19 protein-coding genes, 1 tRNA gene and 1 pseudogene are annotated in these 18343 nt (G+C 60.9%); 14 read left to right on the forward strand and 7 right to left on the reverse strand.

The genetic code is table 11. The features are described 5' to 3' along the window. Positions 1–187: 187 nt before the first annotated feature. Positions 188–817: an invasion associated locus B family protein gene (locus ACZYHG_RS23220; protein WP_464610554.1), complete on the forward strand. Its 630-nt coding sequence runs from the start codon at positions 188–190 to the stop codon at positions 815–817. Positions 818–899: 82 nt separating this feature from the next. Here the strand turns inward: ACZYHG_RS23220 and hspQ are convergent, their stop codons facing one another. Next, the gene (gene hspQ / locus ACZYHG_RS23225) at positions 900–1223 is read right to left on the reverse strand and encodes a heat shock protein HspQ (protein ID WP_056577259.1); all 324 of its coding nucleotides are present in this window, start codon (positions 1221–1223) and stop codon (positions 900–902) included. 149 nt (positions 1224–1372) lie between these two features. Beyond that, on the reverse strand, positions 1373–2587 hold the full coding sequence (locus ACZYHG_RS23230; RefSeq protein WP_464610555.1) for a UbiH/UbiF family hydroxylase: 1215 nt from the start codon (positions 2585–2587) through the stop codon (positions 1373–1375). A 71-nt stretch (positions 2588–2658) separates the two neighbouring features. On the opposite strand from ACZYHG_RS23230, the gene ACZYHG_RS23235 reads away from it, so the two are divergent. The 8 genes from ACZYHG_RS23235 to ACZYHG_RS23270 all read left to right on the forward strand — a co-directional run bounded on the left by ACZYHG_RS23235 (position 2659) and on the right by ACZYHG_RS23270 (position 10939). Next, complete coding sequence (locus ACZYHG_RS23235; protein WP_464610556.1) at positions 2659–3588, forward strand: DUF2182 domain-containing protein; 930 nt, start codon at positions 2659–2661, stop codon at positions 3586–3588. Between the two features lie 14 nt (positions 3589–3602). After that, positions 3603–4217 carry a DUF1326 domain-containing protein gene (locus ACZYHG_RS23240; protein WP_464610557.1) on the forward strand — a complete coding sequence of 205 codons (615 nt, stop codon included), beginning with the start codon at positions 3603–3605 and terminating at the stop codon, positions 4215–4217. Between the two features lie 38 nt (positions 4218–4255). Then, complete coding sequence (gene pcsA, locus ACZYHG_RS23245; protein ID WP_464614770.1) at positions 4256–5062, forward strand: phosphatidylcholine synthase; 807 nt, start codon at positions 4256–4258, stop codon at positions 5060–5062. Positions 5063–5084: 22 nt separating this feature from the next. Next, positions 5085–6062, forward strand: a complete 978-nt coding sequence (locus ACZYHG_RS23250; protein WP_464610558.1) for a quinone oxidoreductase family protein — start codon at positions 5085–5087, stop codon at positions 6060–6062. Positions 6063–6195: 133 nt separating this feature from the next. Continuing rightward, a complete protein-coding gene (locus ACZYHG_RS23255) occupies positions 6196–7773 on the forward strand; it encodes an ABC transporter ATP-binding protein (RefSeq protein ID WP_464610559.1) in 1578 nt (525 codons plus the stop codon). Then, a complete protein-coding gene (locus tag ACZYHG_RS23260) occupies positions 7770–8900 on the forward strand; it encodes an ABC transporter permease (RefSeq protein ID WP_464610560.1) in 1131 nt (376 codons plus the stop codon). Before ACZYHG_RS23255 ends, ACZYHG_RS23260 begins: the two co-directional genes overlap by 4 nt. After that, positions 8900–9820, forward strand: coding sequence for an ABC transporter permease (locus ACZYHG_RS23265; RefSeq protein WP_464610561.1), 921 nt, complete (start codon positions 8900–8902; stop codon positions 9818–9820). Before ACZYHG_RS23260 ends, ACZYHG_RS23265 begins: the two co-directional genes overlap by 1 nt. Positions 9821–9871: 51 nt before the next feature. Beyond that, positions 9872–10939: a BMP family ABC transporter substrate-binding protein gene (locus ACZYHG_RS23270; protein ID WP_464614771.1), complete on the forward strand. Its 1068-nt coding sequence runs from the start codon at positions 9872–9874 to the stop codon at positions 10937–10939. Positions 10940–11014: 75 nt separating this feature from the next. Here ACZYHG_RS23270 and rimO read toward each other — a convergent pair whose 3' ends face one another. The 4 genes from rimO to ACZYHG_RS23290 form a co-directional block, all read right to left on the reverse strand. Next, positions 11015–12328 (reverse strand): 30S ribosomal protein S12 methylthiotransferase RimO, encoded by a 1314-nt coding sequence (gene rimO / locus ACZYHG_RS23275; RefSeq protein WP_464610562.1) that lies wholly within the window; start codon positions 12326–12328, stop codon positions 11015–11017. Positions 12329–12493: 165 nt separating this feature from the next. Further along, positions 12494–13180, reverse strand: coding sequence for a TerC family protein (locus tag ACZYHG_RS23280; RefSeq protein WP_027028943.1), 687 nt, complete (start codon positions 13178–13180; stop codon positions 12494–12496). Between the two features lie 191 nt (positions 13181–13371). Next, positions 13372–13779 (reverse strand): DUF930 domain-containing protein, encoded by a 408-nt coding sequence (locus ACZYHG_RS23285; RefSeq protein WP_033838844.1) that lies wholly within the window; start codon positions 13777–13779, stop codon positions 13372–13374. 56 nt (positions 13780–13835) lie between these two features. Continuing rightward, the gene (locus tag ACZYHG_RS23290) at positions 13836–14534 is read right to left on the reverse strand and encodes a DUF2161 domain-containing phosphodiesterase (protein ID WP_464610563.1); all 699 of its coding nucleotides are present in this window, start codon (positions 14532–14534) and stop codon (positions 13836–13838) included. A 375-nt stretch (positions 14535–14909) separates the two neighbouring features. Here ACZYHG_RS23290 and ACZYHG_RS23295 point away from each other — a divergent pair, with 375 nt between their 5' ends. The 5 genes and pseudogenes from ACZYHG_RS23295 to ACZYHG_RS23315 all read left to right on the forward strand — a co-directional run bounded on the left by ACZYHG_RS23295 (position 14910) and on the right by ACZYHG_RS23315 (position 18026). Further along, on the forward strand, positions 14910–15500 hold the full coding sequence (locus ACZYHG_RS23295; protein WP_464610564.1) for a CatB-related O-acetyltransferase: 591 nt from the start codon (positions 14910–14912) through the stop codon (positions 15498–15500). Positions 15501–15833: 333 nt separating this feature from the next. Next, positions 15834–15923: a putative RiPP precursor gene (locus ACZYHG_RS23300; RefSeq protein ID WP_464610565.1), complete on the forward strand. Its 90-nt coding sequence runs from the start codon at positions 15834–15836 to the stop codon at positions 15921–15923. Positions 15924–16278: 355 nt separating this feature from the next. Beyond that, positions 16279–16425, forward strand: a pseudogene (locus ACZYHG_RS23305) (ATP-dependent DNA ligase); the annotation flags it as partial. A 123-nt stretch (positions 16426–16548) separates the two neighbouring features. After that, entirely contained in the window at positions 16549–16902 is a 354-nt protein-coding gene (locus ACZYHG_RS23310; protein WP_464610566.1) for a hypothetical protein, read from the forward strand. Positions 16903–17801: 899 nt separating this feature from the next. Then, on the forward strand, positions 17802–18026 hold the full coding sequence (locus ACZYHG_RS23315) for a sunset domain-containing protein (RefSeq protein WP_464610567.1): 225 nt from the start codon (positions 17802–17804) through the stop codon (positions 18024–18026). A gap of 58 nt (positions 18027–18084) precedes the next feature. Here ACZYHG_RS23315 and ACZYHG_RS23320 read toward each other — a convergent pair. Beyond that, positions 18085–18174, reverse strand: a tRNA-Ser gene (locus ACZYHG_RS23320). Positions 18175–18343 lie beyond the last annotated feature (169 nt).

Raw genomic sequence — 18343 nt, forward strand, 5'->3', positions numbered from 1 at the left:
GCATGAGGCAGCCGTCTGCCGGCCAATGGGGTCTTCAAGAATTACAAGTGGGCGGGCTGGATTCGACATCACTTGCAGTGTAACACGCCGTCCGAAGTCATTCTGTTGCCTCATTTCGGCAACAGGTAGCTGGACCACACGGCACGAAGAAGCCGGTCCCGGGATCATTTGAGAGGAAGTGCACGACATGACGAGCCTGAACAGCAACGCGTACCGCCTGTCGGTCATGGCCGCTGGCGTGATCGGCTTTCTGGGCGCAGGACTTCCCTCTGCTTCCGCACAGCAGCAGCAACAGATTCCACAGGGTTGGTTCAAGGCCTGTACCAAGCAGGAAGACGTCGATATCTGCAACGTCCAGAACATCACCACCGCCCAGAACGGGCAGCTGGTCACTGGCGTCAGCCTGATCGAGTTGAAGGGCAAGGTGAACCGCAAGGTGTTCCAGGTAACGGTTCCGACCGGCCGACTGGTCGGTGCCGGCATCGGCCTGCAGATCGACACGGGCAAGGCGCAGAAGCTTGAATACGTGGTTTGCTTCCCCGACCGTTGCGTGGCGGAAGTACCGCTGACCGACCAGCTCGTCGGCGCCTTCAAGAAGGGACAGGCGATCACCCTGACCTCGATCAATTTCCAGAACCAGCCGAACCCGATCAAGGTCGCGTTGCAGGGCTTCAGCGGTGCCTATGACGGCCCGCCGCTGCAGCAGTCCGATATCGAGGACCGGCAGAAGAAGCTTCAGGATTACGCGGCCAAAAATCAGCAGGACTTCGCCAAGAAGCTCAAGGAAGAGCAGGACAAGGCGAAGACAGCCAACTGATCACCGGCCTCGGCCAAAACCGAATCCTAAAGAAAAAGCGGGGTAATGCCCCGCTTTTTTCGTTCCAGGAGCGCTCGAGATCTCAGTGCCTGGATTGCCGTTTCGGCTCGTAGCGTCCGTCCGGCTTCTTGTCGAACATCTCCTTGATCTGCGGGTGGCGGACAGGCTCGCCCGACCGATCCTCGAGCAGGTTCTGCTCCGAGACATAAGCGATGTATTCCGTCTCCGAATTCTCGGCGAGCAGATGGTAGAAGGGCTGATCCTTGCGCGGCCGCACGTCGGCGGGGATGGCTTCGTACCATTCGTCGGTGTTGGCGAATTGCGGGTCGACGTCGAAAATGATGCCCCGAAACGGAAACAGCCGGTGGCGAACCACCTGTCCGATAGCGAATTTGGCTGTTTTCATCGTACTCACCACTGAATTCCTTGACTTTATTTGGCGCAGACTCCGAGTCAATTCAATCCCGAAGCGTTTGAGCGCCTTCAAGCTACGCAGAATGCGGAGCAAAGGTTTTTGATTGATGTCGCGATGTCGCGATAAACTCGGCAAGATCGCTACTGTTGCCGTACCGGCTTTCGCAGGCTACCTGCAAGTGCTGCAAAGCCGCTGCCGGGGCGAAGCCCTTCGCGCATGAAGAAGGCGCGCAGCGGTGCAAAGCCGCCGAGCACGCCGAGACCGGCGCCGCGCGCCATCTGCGCCGGCAGCATGTCGGAGAGTAGCGACATGTTGAGCAGATTAACAGCGCTGCTGCGTGCCAGAATGTCGGGGCGACGCCTGAAATCGTAGGCGGCCAGCGCCTTGGCCGCGCCCGGATCTTCACGATTTTCCCCTGCAATTCCAACCAGATCGTCAATATCCCTGATGCCAAGGTTAAGGCCTTGCGCGCCGATTGGCGGGAATACGTGCGCGGCCTCGCCGACAAGTGCCACGCGCTGTCGCGCGAAGCGCAAGGGGGTCACCGTCGAAAGTGGATAGATCTGCCGGCCCGGCTCTACCGTCACCCGGCCCAGCATCGATTGCATCTGCTGCTCGACCCGCAGCGAGAGCGTGGCGTCATCCAATGCGGCAAGCGCCTTTGCGGTCTCTGGTTTCACCACCCAGACGAGGCTTGAGCGATTGCCGGGCAGCGGAACCTGCGTGAACGGTCCCGTCTCGGTGTGAAACTCCGTCGAAGTGAACGCATGCTCGCGGCTATGCCCGAAATTGAGCACGAGAGCCGCCTGCGGGTAGGAGCGTGCGGCAGTCGCGATGTCCGCGGCCTCACGGGCAGGCGACTGGCGCCCATCAGCGGCGACAGCCAGCGATGCGCCAACCTCGCTGCCGTCGGCGAGGATTGCTTCGGCCTTATCGGCGCCGAGAGTCCAGGTCTTGACCATCGATCTCAGCCATTCGATCCCGGGATGGGCGGCCACCTTTCCGGCAAGCGCTGGGCCAAAGACGCTGTTGGGGAGGTTCAGCCCGAACTGTTCCTCGTCGATCTCGCTGGCGCGGAAGGTGACGACAGGGCTGCGGATCAGCCGGCTGGTCGCATCGACGATGCGCATCACCTTCAAGGGTGCGGCCTTGGGCTTGATGTCTTCGAGGATATCAAGCCGCTCAAGCACCTTCAGGGCAGGGTTCATCAGTGCCGTTGTCCGGCCATCGGGTGCTGACGCCTCGGGCCCGACCAGCGTCACCGGGAAGCCGGCATCTGCGAAAGCGAGCGCCGCGATCAGTCCCGCCGGCCCGGTGCCGGCAATCAGTATCCGCGCTGTTTCCTGATGCTCCAAGGTCGGCTTCCGGCTTGCTGTGCGAGGCGGCCCACCAGGGCCCGCCAGTCAAGCAGCATATAGGTCAGTTCATGCGGCTTGATCAACGCGGCGATTCGGCCCATTCGGGTGTCATGACCGGCCACCAGGACGATTTCCGCCATCTCGACCGCGCCGGCCGCGCCACGGCTGATATCGCGCGCAATCCGCGCTTGACGGTCAATATCGTTGTCGGTGCCGGCGTTGCGCTTGCCTGGGTGCTGTTGGCCGCCATGGCGATTCGCGGCGCCGAGGCTCTAGGCAGCGCGCCTGGCGACATTCTCCTGCGTGGTCTGCCACAGCTGCCGCTGCCCAATTTCCTCGAACGGTTTTTCGCGCTCTGCCTCTCACCGACGCCGCTGGATGCCAGCATTGGTCCGCGTGCCCTGGCGCTCATCCTGATGTGGTTGCTGATGGCGATCGCGGCGATGCTGCCGTCCGCGGCGCCAATGATCCGCACCTATTGCGAGATCGCTGATACAGCCCGGATCAAGGGCGAGCCTGTCGTTCATCCGCTGGTGCTGGTTGCCGGCTATCTCGGCGTCTGGTTGGCCGCCTCGATGCTGTTTGCGGCTCTGACGCTGGCTGTGCATACAGTCGCTGCGCCCGGCGGGATCTTCGATCCGGTGCTTGGCGTTGCCGGCGCGCTGGCATTGCTGATTGGCGGCCTCTACCAGTTCAGTGGTCTCAAGGAAGCCTGCCTGAAGAAATGCCGCAACCCGTTCTCGATCCTGTTTTCGAACTGGAGCGCCAAACCCATCCGCGTCTTCCGGCTCGGCATCGTGCAAGGCATCTGGTGCGTCGGCTGCTGCTGGGCGCTGATGCTGGTGATGTTTGCCGTAGGCGTGATGAACATCTTCTGGATGGCGCTGATCGGCGTGTTCACCCTGATTGAAAAACAGACGACGGGCAGTCTTCCAACCCGGCTGGCCGGTGCGATACTGCTTGTCTGGGCAGCCGCGCTGCTAGTAGTCTCGCTGTGAGTGGGGGAAATTCGATGACAGATCAGGGCTGGGCAATGAAAGGAGAGCTCGTACTCTCCTGCAATTGCACGGTTTTTTGCCCTTGCGTACTGTCGCTCGGCAATCACCCTCCGACCGAGGGCTATTGCCAGACCTGGGCGGGTTTCCGTATCGATGCCGGTCATTTCGGCGAGGTCGACCTCTCCGGTCTCAACCTTGGTCTGATCATGGAAATTCCCGGTTACATGAGCCGCGGCAACTGGACCGCGGGCCTTTTCATCGACAAACGCGCCTCGGTCTACGCGGTCAAGGCATTGACGAAGATCTTCACCGGCAAGGCCGGCGGGACAACGTCGCTGCTGTCGATCCTGGTCGGAAAATCTCTTGGTGTCGAACAGGTGCCGATCACCTATGAGACGCGCGACAAGACGCGAATCTTCCAGATACCGAAGATCATCGACGGGGCGGTCACGCCAATCGCCGGCAAGGATCGCGACAAGGATACGGTGATCACGAATTCGGAATACTGGATCGCGCCGGAGATCATCGTGGCCAGGTCCGACAAGAGCAAGATGCGGGCCTTTGGCCGCAACTGGAATTTTGCCGGCCGCTCGGCCGAAATCTGCAAGCTGGATTGGCGGGGCCCGTGAGCAAAAACACAACGCCCAGGAACATGGCGGCCAGGAATATGGCGGCACGCAAAGCCGCCAAGAAGATCACGGACCGGATTCCGCGACCGAAAAAGAAAGTCACCTGGCCACAGGCAAGGGCGTTCTCCGTCCATTTGCTGACAGCGTCAGGCTCGTTCCTTGCCTTCCTGTCGCTGGTGGCGGCGAGCGAGGAGCGCTGGACGGCGATGTTCTGGTGGCTTGGACTGGCGCTGTTCGTCGACGGTATCGATGGGCCGATCGCCAGGAAGCTGGAGGTCAAGGAAATCCTGCCGACCTGGTCGGGCGAACTCCTCGACAACATCATCGACTACGTGACCTACGTGCTGATCCCGGCCTTCGCGCTCTATCAGCGCGGCTTCATGGGCGAGGGCCTGTCGTTCCTGTCGGCGGCGATCATCGTCGTCTCCAGCGCGATCTACTATGCCGACACCGGCATGAAGACGAAGGAGAATTTCTTCAAGGGATTCCCGGTGGTCTGGAACATGGTGGTGTTCACGCTGTTTGTCATCGAACCGGGACAATGGGTTTCGTTCGCTGTTGTGGTGGTGGCCGGTATTCTCACCTTCGTGCCGATCAATTTCATTCATCCGGTGCGGGTGGTGCGGTTGCGGCGCATCAATCTCACAATGACCCTGTTGTGGTGCGCTTTCGGTGCGCTTGCGCTTGCGCAGGCGGCACTTGCCGCCTTCTACGACCAGATCGGCGTGCTGGGCGAGCAGGTCAGCACTTTCATCAAGATCGGCATCACCATCAGCGGGCTCTACCTCGCCTCTATCGGTGGGATCATGCAGTTCTTTCCAAATCTCGGCGCCAAAAAGGCCTGATCAGCCAGAGGAATCACAATCCATGCCCAAGGCGATCCGCATCCACGCCCATGGTGGCCCGGAAGTTCTGACCTATGAGGACACCGACCCCGGCCAGCCGGGTTCGGGGCAAATCCTGATCAGGCATACGGCCATCGGCCTCAACTTTATCGATGTCTACCACCGCACCGGTCTCTATCCGCCGCCTGGCGGTTTTCCGCTGATTCCGGGCAGCGAAGCGGCTGGCGTGGTGCTGGAGGTCGGTGAGGGCGTCGACTGGCTGAAGCCGGGCGACCGGATCGCCTATTCGACGAATGTCGGTGCCTATGCCGAGCAACGTGTCATCGCCGCCGACCGCGTGGTGAAGATTCCCGAAGGCATCAGCGACGAGCAGGCCGCCGCGATGATGCTGAAAGGCATGACCGCGGAGTATCTGCTACGCCGGACCTTCAAAGTGAAGGCGGGCGATACGATCCTGTTTCATGCCGCGGCCGGCGGCGTCGGGCTCATTCTCGGCCAATGGGCCAAACATCTCGGCGCAACCGTCATCGGCACGGCGAGTACAACCGACAAGATCGAGCTCGCCAGGGCACATGGTTTCGATCACGTCATCAACTACAAGGAGCAGGATTTCGTCGCCGGCGTCGCGGCCATCACCGGCGGCAGGAAATGCGACGTCGTCTACGATTCAGTCGGCAACGACACATTTCCGGCTTCGCTCGATTGTCTCAAGCCACTCGGCATGTTCGTCAGCTTCGGCCAATCCTCAGGACCGATCCCGCCGTTTTCGATGTCGCTGCTGGCCCAGAAGGGCTCGTTGTTCGCCACAAGGCCGACGCTGTTCGTCTACAACGCAAAACGCGAGGACCTCGATGCCTCCGCGGCTGCGCTGTTCGAGGTCGTGCTCAGCGGCGCCGTCAAGATCCAGATCAACCAGCGCTACGCGCTCAGGGATGCGGGCAAGGCGCATGCTGACCTCGAGGGCCGCAGGACAACAGGGACGACCATTCTCATCCCTTAGTCCCGCCAGGCTTGCTATCCCTTGAATTTCCGCTGAAATTCTTGAAGCTCTTTCAAGACGCGTGCCGCTTTCCGATGGGAGCCGGCGACGCCTACCATGCTTGCGGGAACACAGAACATATCTGGCTAACCAGATGGGAGGCACTGTGAGTGCAGATCATGACGGGGCGAACCTGCTTGAGGTTCGTGGCCTGACCAAGATATTCGGCACGCTTACGGCGTGCGATCATATCGATCTCAACATCGCCAAGGGTGAAATCCACGCGTTGCTCGGCGAGAACGGCGCCGGCAAGTCGACGCTCGTCAAGATGCTGTTCGGCTCGCTGGAGCCCAATTCCGGCGAGATTTTCTGGAACGGCCAGGCAGTGCGGATCAACAGCCCGGGTGCCGCGAAGAAGCTCGGCATCGGCATGGTGTTCCAGCATTTCTCGCTGTTCGAGGCCCTGACCGCAGCCGAAAACATCGCGCTGTCACTGGATGACGGTTCGCCGATCAGTTCGATCGCCGCCAAGGCGAGGGCGCTCTCCTTCAGCTACGGCCTGCCGCTCGATCCGGACTCGCTGGTCGGTGACCTGTCGGTCGGCGAGCGCCAGCGCATCGAGATCATCCGCTGCCTGCTGCAGACGCCGCAGCTCATCATTCTCGACGAGCCGACCTCGGTGCTGACGCCGCAGGAAGCCGACAAGCTGTTCGAGACGCTGGAGCGGCTGCGCACGGAAGGCAAATCGATCCTCTACATTTCGCACCGGCTGGAAGAGGTCAAACGCATCTGCGACCAAGCCACCGTGTTGCGGCATGGCAAGGTAGTTGGACACTGCAACCCGCGTGAGGAAACCGCGTCGTCGCTGGCCCGCATGATGGTGGGTAACGAAGTGCAGGCCGTGGTGCGTGCGCCGGTCGAAGGGATCGAAACCGCACAGCCGTTGCTCGAAATCCGCAGCCTCAGCCGCAAGCCGGCAACGCCGTTTTCCATTCCGCTCAAGAACATCAGCCTCAATGTCCGCGCCGGCGAGGTGATCGGCATTGCCGGTGTCGCCGGCAATGGCCAGGGCGAGTTCTTCGAATCCGTCTCCGGCGAGGTCTTGCAGCAGGATGCGGCCTCGGTGCGCATCCGCGACAAGGACGCTGGTAGCCTCACCATCACCGGACGGCGCCTGCTGGGTGCGGCCTTCGTGCCCGAAGAGCGTCTCGGCCATGGTGCGGCGCCACGCATGAAGCTCTCGGAAAACCTGTTGCTGTCACGCCATGCCACCGACGGGAAGGTTTTCGTCAGCAGTGGTGGTATGGTCAGGGCCGCAGCGATCTACGCCGCCGCCCAGCGCATCATCGTGGCGATGGACGTGCGCAAGAGCGCGCCGGATCCGGAAGCGGCAGCGCTTTCGGGCGGCAATCTGCAGAAATTCATTGTCGGCCGCGAACTCGACCGCCGGCCAAGCGTCATGGTGGTGAACCAGCCGACATGGGGCGTCGATGCCGGTGCCGCCGCCCATATCCGCCAAGCGCTGATCGAACTGTCGCGCAGCGGCTCGGCGGTGCTGGTGATCAGCCAGGATCTCGACGAGTTGTTCGAGATATCGGACGCGATCGCGGTCATGCACAATGGCGAACTATCCAGGCCGATGCCAATCGCGGAAGCGACCTTCGAGAAGGTCGGCCTGCTGATGGGCGGTGCCGAGCCCGGCCACGCCGAACACACGCTGGAGACGGCATGATGCGCCTCGAACTCGTCAAACGCCCGCAGCGTTCCGCACTGTTTTCAGCCCTGTCGCCATTCATCGCCTTCGCGCTGACGATCATCGCAGGTGCGGTTCTGTTCGCGCTGCTCGGCGTCAATCCGCTGACCGCGTTCCGGATCTACTTCATCGAGCCTATCAGCCAGGTCTGGCAGTTGCATGAGCTGGCGATCAAGGCAGCGCCGCTCATCCTGATCGCTGTCGGCCTGTCGGTCTGCTACAAGGCCAACATCTGGAACATCGGCGCCGAAGGCCAGTTCGTTTTCGGCGCCATCTTCGGCTCGGCCATTCCGGTGCTGTTCCCGCAGTTCGAAGGCCCGCTGGTGCTGCCGCTGATGCTTCTGCTCGGCATGGTCGGCGGCGCGGCCTACGCCGCGATACCCGCATTTTTGAAGACCCGGTTCAACACCAACGAGATCCTGACCAGCCTGATGCTGGTCTATGTCGCCCAGCTCTTCCTCGACTGGCTGGTGCGCGGCCCATGGCGCGATCCGCAGGGCCACGGCTTCCCCCAGACGATCCAGTTCGGCGACTCCGCCGTGCTGCCGGAACTGATGCCGGATGCCGGACGCGCCAATTGGGGTTTTGTCTTCGCATTGGTTGCCGCTGTGCTGGTCTGGATCCTGATGAGCCGCATGCTCAAGGGCTTCGAGGTCCGCGTGCTGGGCTCGAGCCCGCGGGCAGGGCGCTTCGCCGGCTTCGGCCTCAACCGGATGGTGTTCTTCGCCTTCCTGCTGTCGGGTGCACTGGCTGGCCTGGCCGGCATCTCGGAAGTCTCCGGCGCCATCGGACAATTGCAGCCGGTGATTTCGCCCGGCTATGGCTTCACCGCCATCATCGTTGCGTTCCTTGGCCGCCTCAATCCGCTCGGCATCGTCGCCGCCGGCCTGGTTCTGGCGCTGACCTATCTCGGCGGCGAGGCGGTGCAAAGCGCGCTCGGCATTTCCGACAAGGTGGCGAGGGTGTTCCAGGGCATGCTTTTGTTCTTCGTGCTCGGCTGCGACACGCTCATCCACTACCGCATCCGGCTGATCGGCGTCGCACTGACCAAGCCGAAGGGTGCCGCACAGCTCGAAGCCGCACCCAAGCTGAAGGAAGCCCGCTGATGGATATCGCCGTCAACATCCTCCTGACCATCGCCACGGCAGCAACGCCCCTGTTGATCGCGGCGATCGGCGAACTGGTGGTCGAGCGCTCCGGCGTGCTCAATCTCGGCGTCGAGGGCATGATGATCATGGGCGCGGTCGGCGGCTTCGGCGCCGGCTATCTGACCGGATCGCCCTGGATCGGCCTGCTTGCGGCGATCGCCATGGGAGCCTTGTTCTCGCTGCTGTTTGCCGTGATGACGCTGTCGCTCGCCACCAACCAGGTGGCAACCGGTCTGTCGCTGACGCTGCTCGGCCTCGGTCTCTCCGGCATGATCGGAACGAGCTTCGTCGGCCAGCCAGGCGTCAGGCTGCCCAATCTCGATATCCCGGTGCTGACCGAGATTCCTGTGATCGGCAGGTTGCTGTTCGGCCAGGATCCGATCTTCTACATCTCGATCGCGCTGACCGCCGCCGTGATGTGGTTCCTGTTCAAGACACGCACTGGCCTGACGCTGCGCTCGATCGGCGACAGCCATACCTCGGCGCACGCGCTCGGCATCAAGGTCATCCGTTACCGCTATCTCTCGGTGATCTTCGGCGGCGCCTGCGCCGGCCTTGCCGGTGGGCATCTGTCGCTGGTCTACACGCCGCAATGGGTCGAGAACATGAGCGCGGGCCGTGGCTGGATCGCGCTGGCGCTGGTGGTGTTCGCATCGTGGCGGCCGTGGCGGGTGCTGGCCGGCGCCTATATCTTCGGCGCGGTGTGGATCGGCCAACTTCATGCACAGGCTTTTGGCATTCCGGTGCCCTCGCAGATGCTTTCTTCGCTGCCCTATCTGGCAACCGTCGTGGTTCTCGTTCTAATCTCGCGCAACAAGCGTCTGACGATGATGAACACGCCGGCATCCCTGGGGCAGCCATTCGTTCCGGATCGTTGACAACAATAAAAAGACGGGAAGCTCCAAGGCTTAACACAGAGAGGTAACATGATGAAAAAACTGCTTATTGCCCTGATGACGACGACAGCGGCATTGTCGCTGGCGGCGTCCGCGCAGGCTGCCGACAAACTGAAAGCTTGCTGGGTCTACACCGGCCCGATCGGCGATTTCGGCTACTCCTACCAGCACGACCAGGGCCGCCTTGAGGTCGAAAAGGCGCTCGGCGACAAGGTCGAGACCGCCTATCTGGAGAACGTCTCCGAAGGCCCCGATGCCGACCGTGCCTTCGAGCGCCTGGCGCGCGAGGGCTGCAAACTTATCTTCGGCACATCGTTCGGCTTCATGGACGCCGAAGTGAAGGTCGCGAAGAAGTTTCCAAAGGTGATGTTCGAGCATGCGACCGGCTACAAGACCGGCGACAATCTCGGCATCTACAATGCACGCTTCTATGAAGGCCGATACGTGCTCGGCCAGATCGCCGCCAAGGAATCGAAGGCCGGCGTCGCTGGCTACATCGTTTCCTTCCCGATCCCGGAAGTGGTGATGGGCATCAACTCGTTCATGCTCGGCGCGCAGTCGATCAACCCGAACTTCAAGGCCAAGATCGTCTGGGTGAACTCGTGGTTCGATCCGGGCAAGGAAGCCGACGCCGCCAAGGCACTGTTCGACCAGGGCGCCGACATCATCGTCCAGCACACCGATTCGACCGCCGCCCTGCAGGTGGCCGAGGAGCGCAAGCTGCACGGCTTCGGCCAGTCGTCAGACATGATCAAGTTCGCGCCGAATGCGCAGCTGACCTCGCTGACCGACGAATGGGGTCCGTACTACATCAGCCGGGTCCAGGCCGCCATCGACGGCACCTGGAAGCCGGACAATGTCTGGCTCGGCATCAAGGATGGCGCGGTCAAGCTTGCGCCCTACACCAACATGCCCGACGACGTGAAGGCGATGGCCGAGGCGACCGAGAAGAAGATCGCCGGCGGCTGGAACCCCTTCACCGGACCGATCGCCAAGCAGGACGGCTCGGCATGGCTGAAGGACGGCGAAGTCGCCGACGACGGCACGCTGCTCGGCATGAACTTTTACGTCAAAGGCGTCGACGACAAGCTGCCGCAGTAAGGCACATCACATACCGAACATAGAGAGGGCGCCGCGAGGCGCCCTTTTCATTTGCCGAGAGAACGGATCAAAGGCTCAGACAGCGGAACCGTAGAGGTCATACGCATCGGCACGGTCGATCTTGACGGTGACGATGTCGCCTTGGCGCAGCGGACGGCGCGACTGGATGTGGACCGAGCCATCGATCTCGGGCGCGTCGTATTTGGTGCGTCCCTTTGCCGATGTGCCGTGCGCTTCGTCGATCAGCACCGGCAGGCGCTTGCCGACTTTCTTCGCGAGCTGGGTCGCCGAAATCTTCTGCTGGCGCTGCATGAAACGGTGCCAGCGCGCTTCCTTGATTTCCTGCGGCACCTGTTCAAGGCCGAGGTCGTTGGAGCGGGCGCCTTTGACCGGCTCGTATTTGAAGCAGCCGGCGCGGTCGATCTTGGCCTCGTCCAGCCAGTCGAGCAGCATCTCGAAATCGTCGTCGGTCTCGCCGGGGAAGCCGACGATGAAGGTCGAGCGGATGGCGAGATCCGGGCAGACTTCGCGCCAGCCGCGAATGCGCTCCAGCGTCTTTTCGCCATGCGCCGGCCGGCGCATGTTCTTCAGCACCTGCGGCGAAGCGTGCTGGAACGGGATGTCCAGATAGGGAAGGATTTTGCCCTCGGCCATCAGCGGAATGACGTCGGCGACATGCGGGTAGGGGTAGACGTAGTGCATGCGCACCCAGATGCCGAGCCTGCCCAGTTCCTCTGAAAGATCGAGGAATTTCGCGCGCACTTCGCGGTCGCCGAACATGGACGTCTGGTACTTGATGTCGATGCCGTAGGCGCTGGTATCCTGCGAGATGACCAGCAGCTCCTTGACACCGGCCTTGGCCAGCTTCTCGGCTTCACGCAGCACATCGGCCGCCGGCCGCGAGACGAGGTCGCCACGCAGTGCGGGAATGATGCAGAAGGTGCAGCGATTGTTGCAGCCTTCCGAAATCTTGAGATAGGCATAGTGGCGCGGCGTCAGCTTGACGCCCTGCGGCGGCAGGAGATCGATGTAGGGATCGTGCGAAGGCGGCGCCGCCTCATGCACGGCCGCCATCACGCTCTCATAAGCCTGCGGGCCGGTGATCGCCAGCACGTTGGGGTGTTTCTCGCGGATGACGTCCGGCTCGGCGCCGAGACAGCCGGTGACGATGACCCTGCCATTTTCCGAAAGTGCGGAACCGATGGCATTGAGCGACTCGTCGCGGGCGGAATCCAGGAAACCGCAGGTGTTGACGACGACGAGATCGGCGCCGTCATGCTTGCGGGCGATCTCATAGCCTTCGGCGCGCAGGCGCGTGATGATGCGTTCGGAATCCACGAGCGCCTTCGGACATCCAAGGCTGACGAAACTGACGCGAGGGGCGGACATGGGCAAGTTTCCAATGGACGCGACGCCGGAAACATCGATCCGGTCCGCAGTCTCAACATATGACGGTTTGCATGGCTCCCGCGGGAGCTCGATTTGGGCGGCGCAATAGCATGGGTTCAGCAATCAAGCAAACAAGACCGGCACCGGCGCGCCGCCGAACGCGTCTCAGTGCCCCCCTGAACCGAACCAGGGCGCCAGGAACGCGAAGTGATCGGGGTACTGCTGTACCGCACCGTCGAGCAGCATTTTCACCGCAACGTAGAGAATAATCGCCAAACCGAGATAAGCGATCCAGCGATATTTGTGCAGCAGTCGCGCGACGAACGAAGCGGCAAAGCCCATCAGGGCGATCGACAGGGCCAGTCCGACAATCAACACCGTCGGATGGTTCATCGCCGCTCCCGCTACGGCAAGAACGTTGTCGAGCGACATCGAAACGTCGGCGATGACGATCTGCCAGGCGGCCTGCGAAAAGGTCTTGCTCGGACCCTTGCCGCCAACGACGCCGTCCTTGTCGAAGTCGCCGTTCGACAGCGATTCGGTGGCATCGCGCTCCTGCTCATGGCTGACACGCAATTCGCGCCACATCTTCCAGCAGACCCACAACAACAGCAGGCCGCCGCCGATAAGCAGCATGGGGCCGATGGTGAGCAGCCATTGCGTGATCAGGGCGAAGAAGATGCGAAGAACGGTGGCCGCGGCAATGCCGACGAGAATGGCCCGCTGGCGTTGGCTGGCCGGCAGGCCGGCTGCGGCGAGGCCTATGACGATGGCGTTGTCGCCTGCCAGCGCAAGGTCGATAGCAATGACCTGAAGAAGAGCCGATAAGCCCGCGGCAGTGAATATTTCCATCGATCTGGAAGCCCCTTGCCTGTTCGCCGAGTGTTGGTCGTCGACTATCCAGACGGGCCTAATGGGATGGTCCGCTGACGTCAAGACGCTGCATCGGACAACGTTAGAAAACCACTTTGTTACAGCGGCATTACAGGGGGATTCTCAGCACTCGCTGCAGGCAAGCTTGCGCCAAGGCAAGTCTATAAAAATTAGTCGTAGAGATTGTACTTGGCCCAGTCGGCTTCAGGGATCTCGTCACCGATCCGGTAGCGGAGCTGCAGGACTTCCATATGGTCCGGCCCCGTCTGGCATTTGAATCTCAGCCGATACCATTGTCCCTTGCTGCGGAATGCCGCGCCCGTGCTCCTGATCGCATCGGCGCTCATCTCGGGTGTGGCGAAGGCATAAGCGACGACACGGTCGGCCTTGAACTTGCGATCGTCGTGGGTGATCCGGTCCAGGATTTCTGCATCGCAACGCTGCTCAAGGCGTGTTTGCGGATCAAGTTTCATCAGTCCGTTGCGCAAGGCGTTGTCCATTGCGCTGGCCGGGAATGCCAGCGTCAGGGACGCAATGGCCGTCATGCAGAGTGTCTTCATGGGCGGGACAAGCAGCATATTTTGTCTGAAAAATCAACCAAGAGGGGCGCTTCATGCTCGGCAGCCCCCAGCATTCAGGGGGTCGGCGCAATCAAAATCTCGTGTTGCGGCGCATCGTGCGAGGCCTGCGGCCAACGGACCAGCGAGGCGCGGCCAGCATCCGTGAGATCGTAGAGGCCACGGTCGACGCGCGCGAACCAGCCATAGACATTGTGCTGCAGAATTTTCGGCGCGATCGGTGTCAAGGCCTTCAGGTCACGCGGCCGTTTGGGTCCGTCGACCATCGCCGCGGCGCAGGTGAGGGCGCTTTGGCGGTAGGCGGTCATGATTGGATTGCGCGATCCTCCGCCCGCGACAGGATCGCCGCGGCGGCGCTGGTGCTCGTCAACGAGACGAGAGCGCCGCCGCGCATTCTTGCGCGGCGGCAGTGCGGCGGGGCTGACAAGCACTTCGACCTTGTCATTGGCTGTCACGCCAAGCAGGCCGAAGCCAAGCCGGCGGCAGAGGTTGCGGAACCGGGCGTCGCTTTCGCGGCCCTTGCCCCGCGCCGACATGCGCGCCGCCAGCCAGACCTCGTCGCAAACAGCCGCACGGTCGACGCCTTGCAGCACCAGTTCGAGATTGAACTGCAGCTTTAATTCACAGATGACGACCACCGGCGGCTCACCCTCGCGCAGCGCAACGATGTCGCAGCCGCCAATTTCCCCCTTCACGACGAAGTCGAGATTTTCGAGGAACCGCTTCACCGGCGCATAAAGGGAGGTCTCGTTCATGCCTCAAGGTCTAGCCGATTCGAGGCAAAAAGCCCTCCAGTCGGATGGCATCTTGCTGAACTGCCTGCCATCGCACGTTCACAAACGGCTAATTTCAACCGCCGACACGACGAGTTGCGGCAGGACTTCGGTGCCGTGTACGGCACGCGTGACGTGATCCAGGACATGAAGAATGAGATCGAGCGGATGCGGCAGGAGAGGGCGGCCGCATCATAGGGGGAGGGCTCCCCAAATTATACTTTGACTTTGCCAATCCGATCCCACCCCACCCTACCCAGAATCATAGAGATGACGGGCACGGGCAACCTCCGCTGCCGCGCTGGTTTGACAGAGCAGTAAGCTTTGCTTAGTTCGGTTCGTAAAGGGTTCCCATCTATGCAAAACAAAACTTTGAAGACATGGAAGATTTGGCTGCGCGCTAAGGGAATGTTGCCGAAGAAAAAGAAGCGATTGCCGCCGCACGTCACCATTGGTCGCCACTCATACGGAATCCACCCGGAAAACGTACTGTTTGCCGAAAAAGATGCGCCTTTGAGCCTTGGCGCCTTTTGCTCGATCGCGCCCGGTGTCAGGATCTTGTGTGCCGGCCAGCACGCCACCAATTCGGCGACGACCTTTCCGATTGAAAACCGCCTGCTAGATAGGCCGCCGGCTGTGCCAAACGCGGGAAGGCCGCGCGGTGTCAAGATTGGCAACGATGTCTGGATCGGCTTCGGCGCCGTTGTCCTGCCTGGGGTAAAGATTGGCGACGGCGCTGTCATCGGGACGAATGCGCTTGTGACGAAAGACGTTCCGCCCTACGCGATAGTTGTCGGGATGCCAGCGAAGATTTTGCGGTACCGATTTCCGCCGGAAACAATCGAGCACCTGATATCGTTGCGCTGGTGGGATTGGGATGACGACAAGATCATGGCTGAAGGCGACGCTCTGGTCGGGCCGGTAGAAACTTTCCTCGCCCGTCACTGACTGAACGGCCACCGACAAGACGAACGATTGGGATCGCGATGCGGTCCATGGCGATGGCGACACGAACGCGAACTTCACCAGTATTGAAAGTCGGCCGTCCGACCCGCGAAATGCGCTTCCATCGCGCAGTAAGCAGCCGCCGTCGTGGCATCAGGACCGTAGACATCTCGCGCGGGCTTTGCAGCGGCAACCGGGTCTGCGATATCCGAGAGCATTAGCTCGCCGGTGTCAACTTCTGGAGCCATGTCCCAGTTTTGCGGCGGTCCGGGCGCCTTGACAAGGTTCCCCGTTGCAGGTCACTTCTTCCGGTGAGGGAAAAGCGAGGACAGTTATATGAAGAAGACATACGAAAAGCCGGTTCTGATCAAGCGAGATCGGCTGTCCAGGGTGGTTGCCGGCCCGTCGGCTCCCACCGCCACCTGAAGTCCAAAGTTTCCACCGACGATCAGCCCGCTGGCATCGGCCGGCGGGCTTTTTATTTGCGCTTACGGAATTCCGGAACGTTCCGCTCGGTCTCGGGCTCAAGCGGCTCGTGCCCGGGCTCTTCATTCCAAACACTTCGCGCAAATCGCGCTGATCGACCCGCTGGCCACAGTTCGGGTAGTTGTAGAAATGACCTTCCTCTCGGATCAGGTCGCCACCGTGCAGTTTGCCGGGGATGGGTGGGCCAAGGTCTGAGAGCTTCGTCATTCCCATCGAACTTTCAATTCGCCTAAAATGTTCCGGAATTATTTTAGCGCATGCTGATTGAATCGCGGTTTCGTGTTTGAGGACCTGCATGCGTCTGAAGTTCGTCGAGCCTCTGCTGCCGACCCTTGTCGACAAGCCTCCCGAAGGCGACGAATGGATTCACGAGATCAAGTTCGACGGCTATCGCTCCCAGATCATCATCGACCATGATGTCCGCACCTTCACGCGCAACGGCCGGTGCGGCCTCCTACGGCCGGTAGCGCAGGAGTTAGCCAGTCATCCCAAGGGTGAGGCTGCCCCCCGTTGACGTGACCCGGCAGTTTACGACACTATCGTTTCCGGGACAGGGGGAAATGCGATGAAAGCTGTACTTGCTGCCACCTTGATAGCCTGCATGACTGTGACGCCATGCCTGGCCGCAACCAAAGCCGATAAAGTAAGGAAGCAGATTTCGGAGGCGATGGAAGGGCTGAATGGCTGCCCGACGCTATCTATCAATCTTCCGAGACTGCAGATGCTGCAGACGGAACTGGACAATCAAGGCAACATCAGCGCCGCGCTTAAATCTAACGGCGACATAGCCATGGCCTTTGCCGGCACACCGCCTCCCGGCGGCCCCAAGCCGGAACCGCTTTCGCCGGCCTGCCAGAAGCTGGTCGACGACTACGGATATCAAGGTAAGAAGATCAAGCGGCTGATCAACGAGCCATGAAATATTAAAGGCACTGAAAGAAGGCCGGCGCGCTTCTGCTGGGAGCTTGCCTGAATGGCGCCGGCCAGACGGTCCTTTTCAGGTCCGCCGCACCTCAGACATAGCTGAGTCTTTCCGTTACGTCATGTCGAGTTGTGCAAACGCCTTGAGAGTAGGCGAAAACGCCTATTCTGGCGCCGCAAAAGATACGAAAACGCCTAGTAAAATCAATGACTTGACTCCATCTCAACCTGGGCGCATCGTGGTTTGCGTGGCCGAATTGGCGGCCAGTTGTTTTCAGAGGAAATAGTATCACCGACTTTGAGGGGAATGCCGTTCTGGTTAGGGGCCTGTATAGAGGGTCGCAAGTTGCTCGGATTGACGAAAGAGGCGGACCGGTGGACTGGCAGTTGGCTGACGACCATGCGGGCGCAGTTGCTCTGGCGCAGGCTCTGAAGGTGGATGCACCCGACCAACAGTTCGCTTTGTACGACACCTACGTGGAACCACGATTCGCGGCAGAGTTTGCTTGAGTTCTGCCACCTTGATTTGAATGCCCGCTTAGGCGGGCTTTTTCCGCAAGGTTTCCTGGCACGGAATCTATGGCGGCACCTCCTATGGTGTGATTCGGTGCAGCGCTGTACAGGCACTGCCCGCTTCAGGAAAGGGGAAGCCTCAATGATGAGCTCAACATTGCCACTGCACGGTGGACTGGTCGAAATCGCCGAAAAGATCGCAAGAATAGCAGGTCGGTTGTGGCGGCTGGCGACCTACCAGCCAGTACGAGATGGAGACTGCTGGTGCCCGAAGTGTCACTTCACAGGCGTGACGTCTAGCCTAACTGCCGAAGACGACGACGACCCTGCTAACTCACGCAGATTCGCTTGCCGAGAGTGTCGCCAAGAGTTTCGAGTGGGTGTGTGATTTCCAATTATGGTCGATCAACCAGCGCCGTAGCTGCCGTGTCGGCAGGCGTTGGCTGCAATATCAGTGGCAACATCTCGATCAATACCGGCGAGCGCATCTATCATGTGCCTGGCCAGAGATTTTATAGCGAGACGATCATCCGGCCGGAGTTCGGTGAGCAGTGGTTCTGCAGCGAGACTGAGGCGAGGGCGGCTGGCTGGCGTAAATCGCGGCGTTAGGCCAGGGGTTATGATAACCCCAAAGACTTAACCTAACTGTTTGATTTTATTGATGGTATGGCGGAGGAAGTGGGATTCGAACCCACGGTGAGCTTGCACCCACGCCGGTTTTCAAGACCGGTGCCTTAAACCGCTCGGCCATTCCTCCAGTGACTGTTCGTCACGTGCGAATGCTCTAGTGTGCCTGGCAAAGGCCTGTCAACCGGCATGCGTGAAGCGCGCATGTTTGGCGGCCGACCACCGTGCGGCCCTCATCGTCACAATCTTGCCCGGTTCCGGCCACAATCGGTTAATACCGTAATAAACAATTCCTGCGC

It is taken from the genome of Mesorhizobium subarcticum (assembly GCF_055456085.1).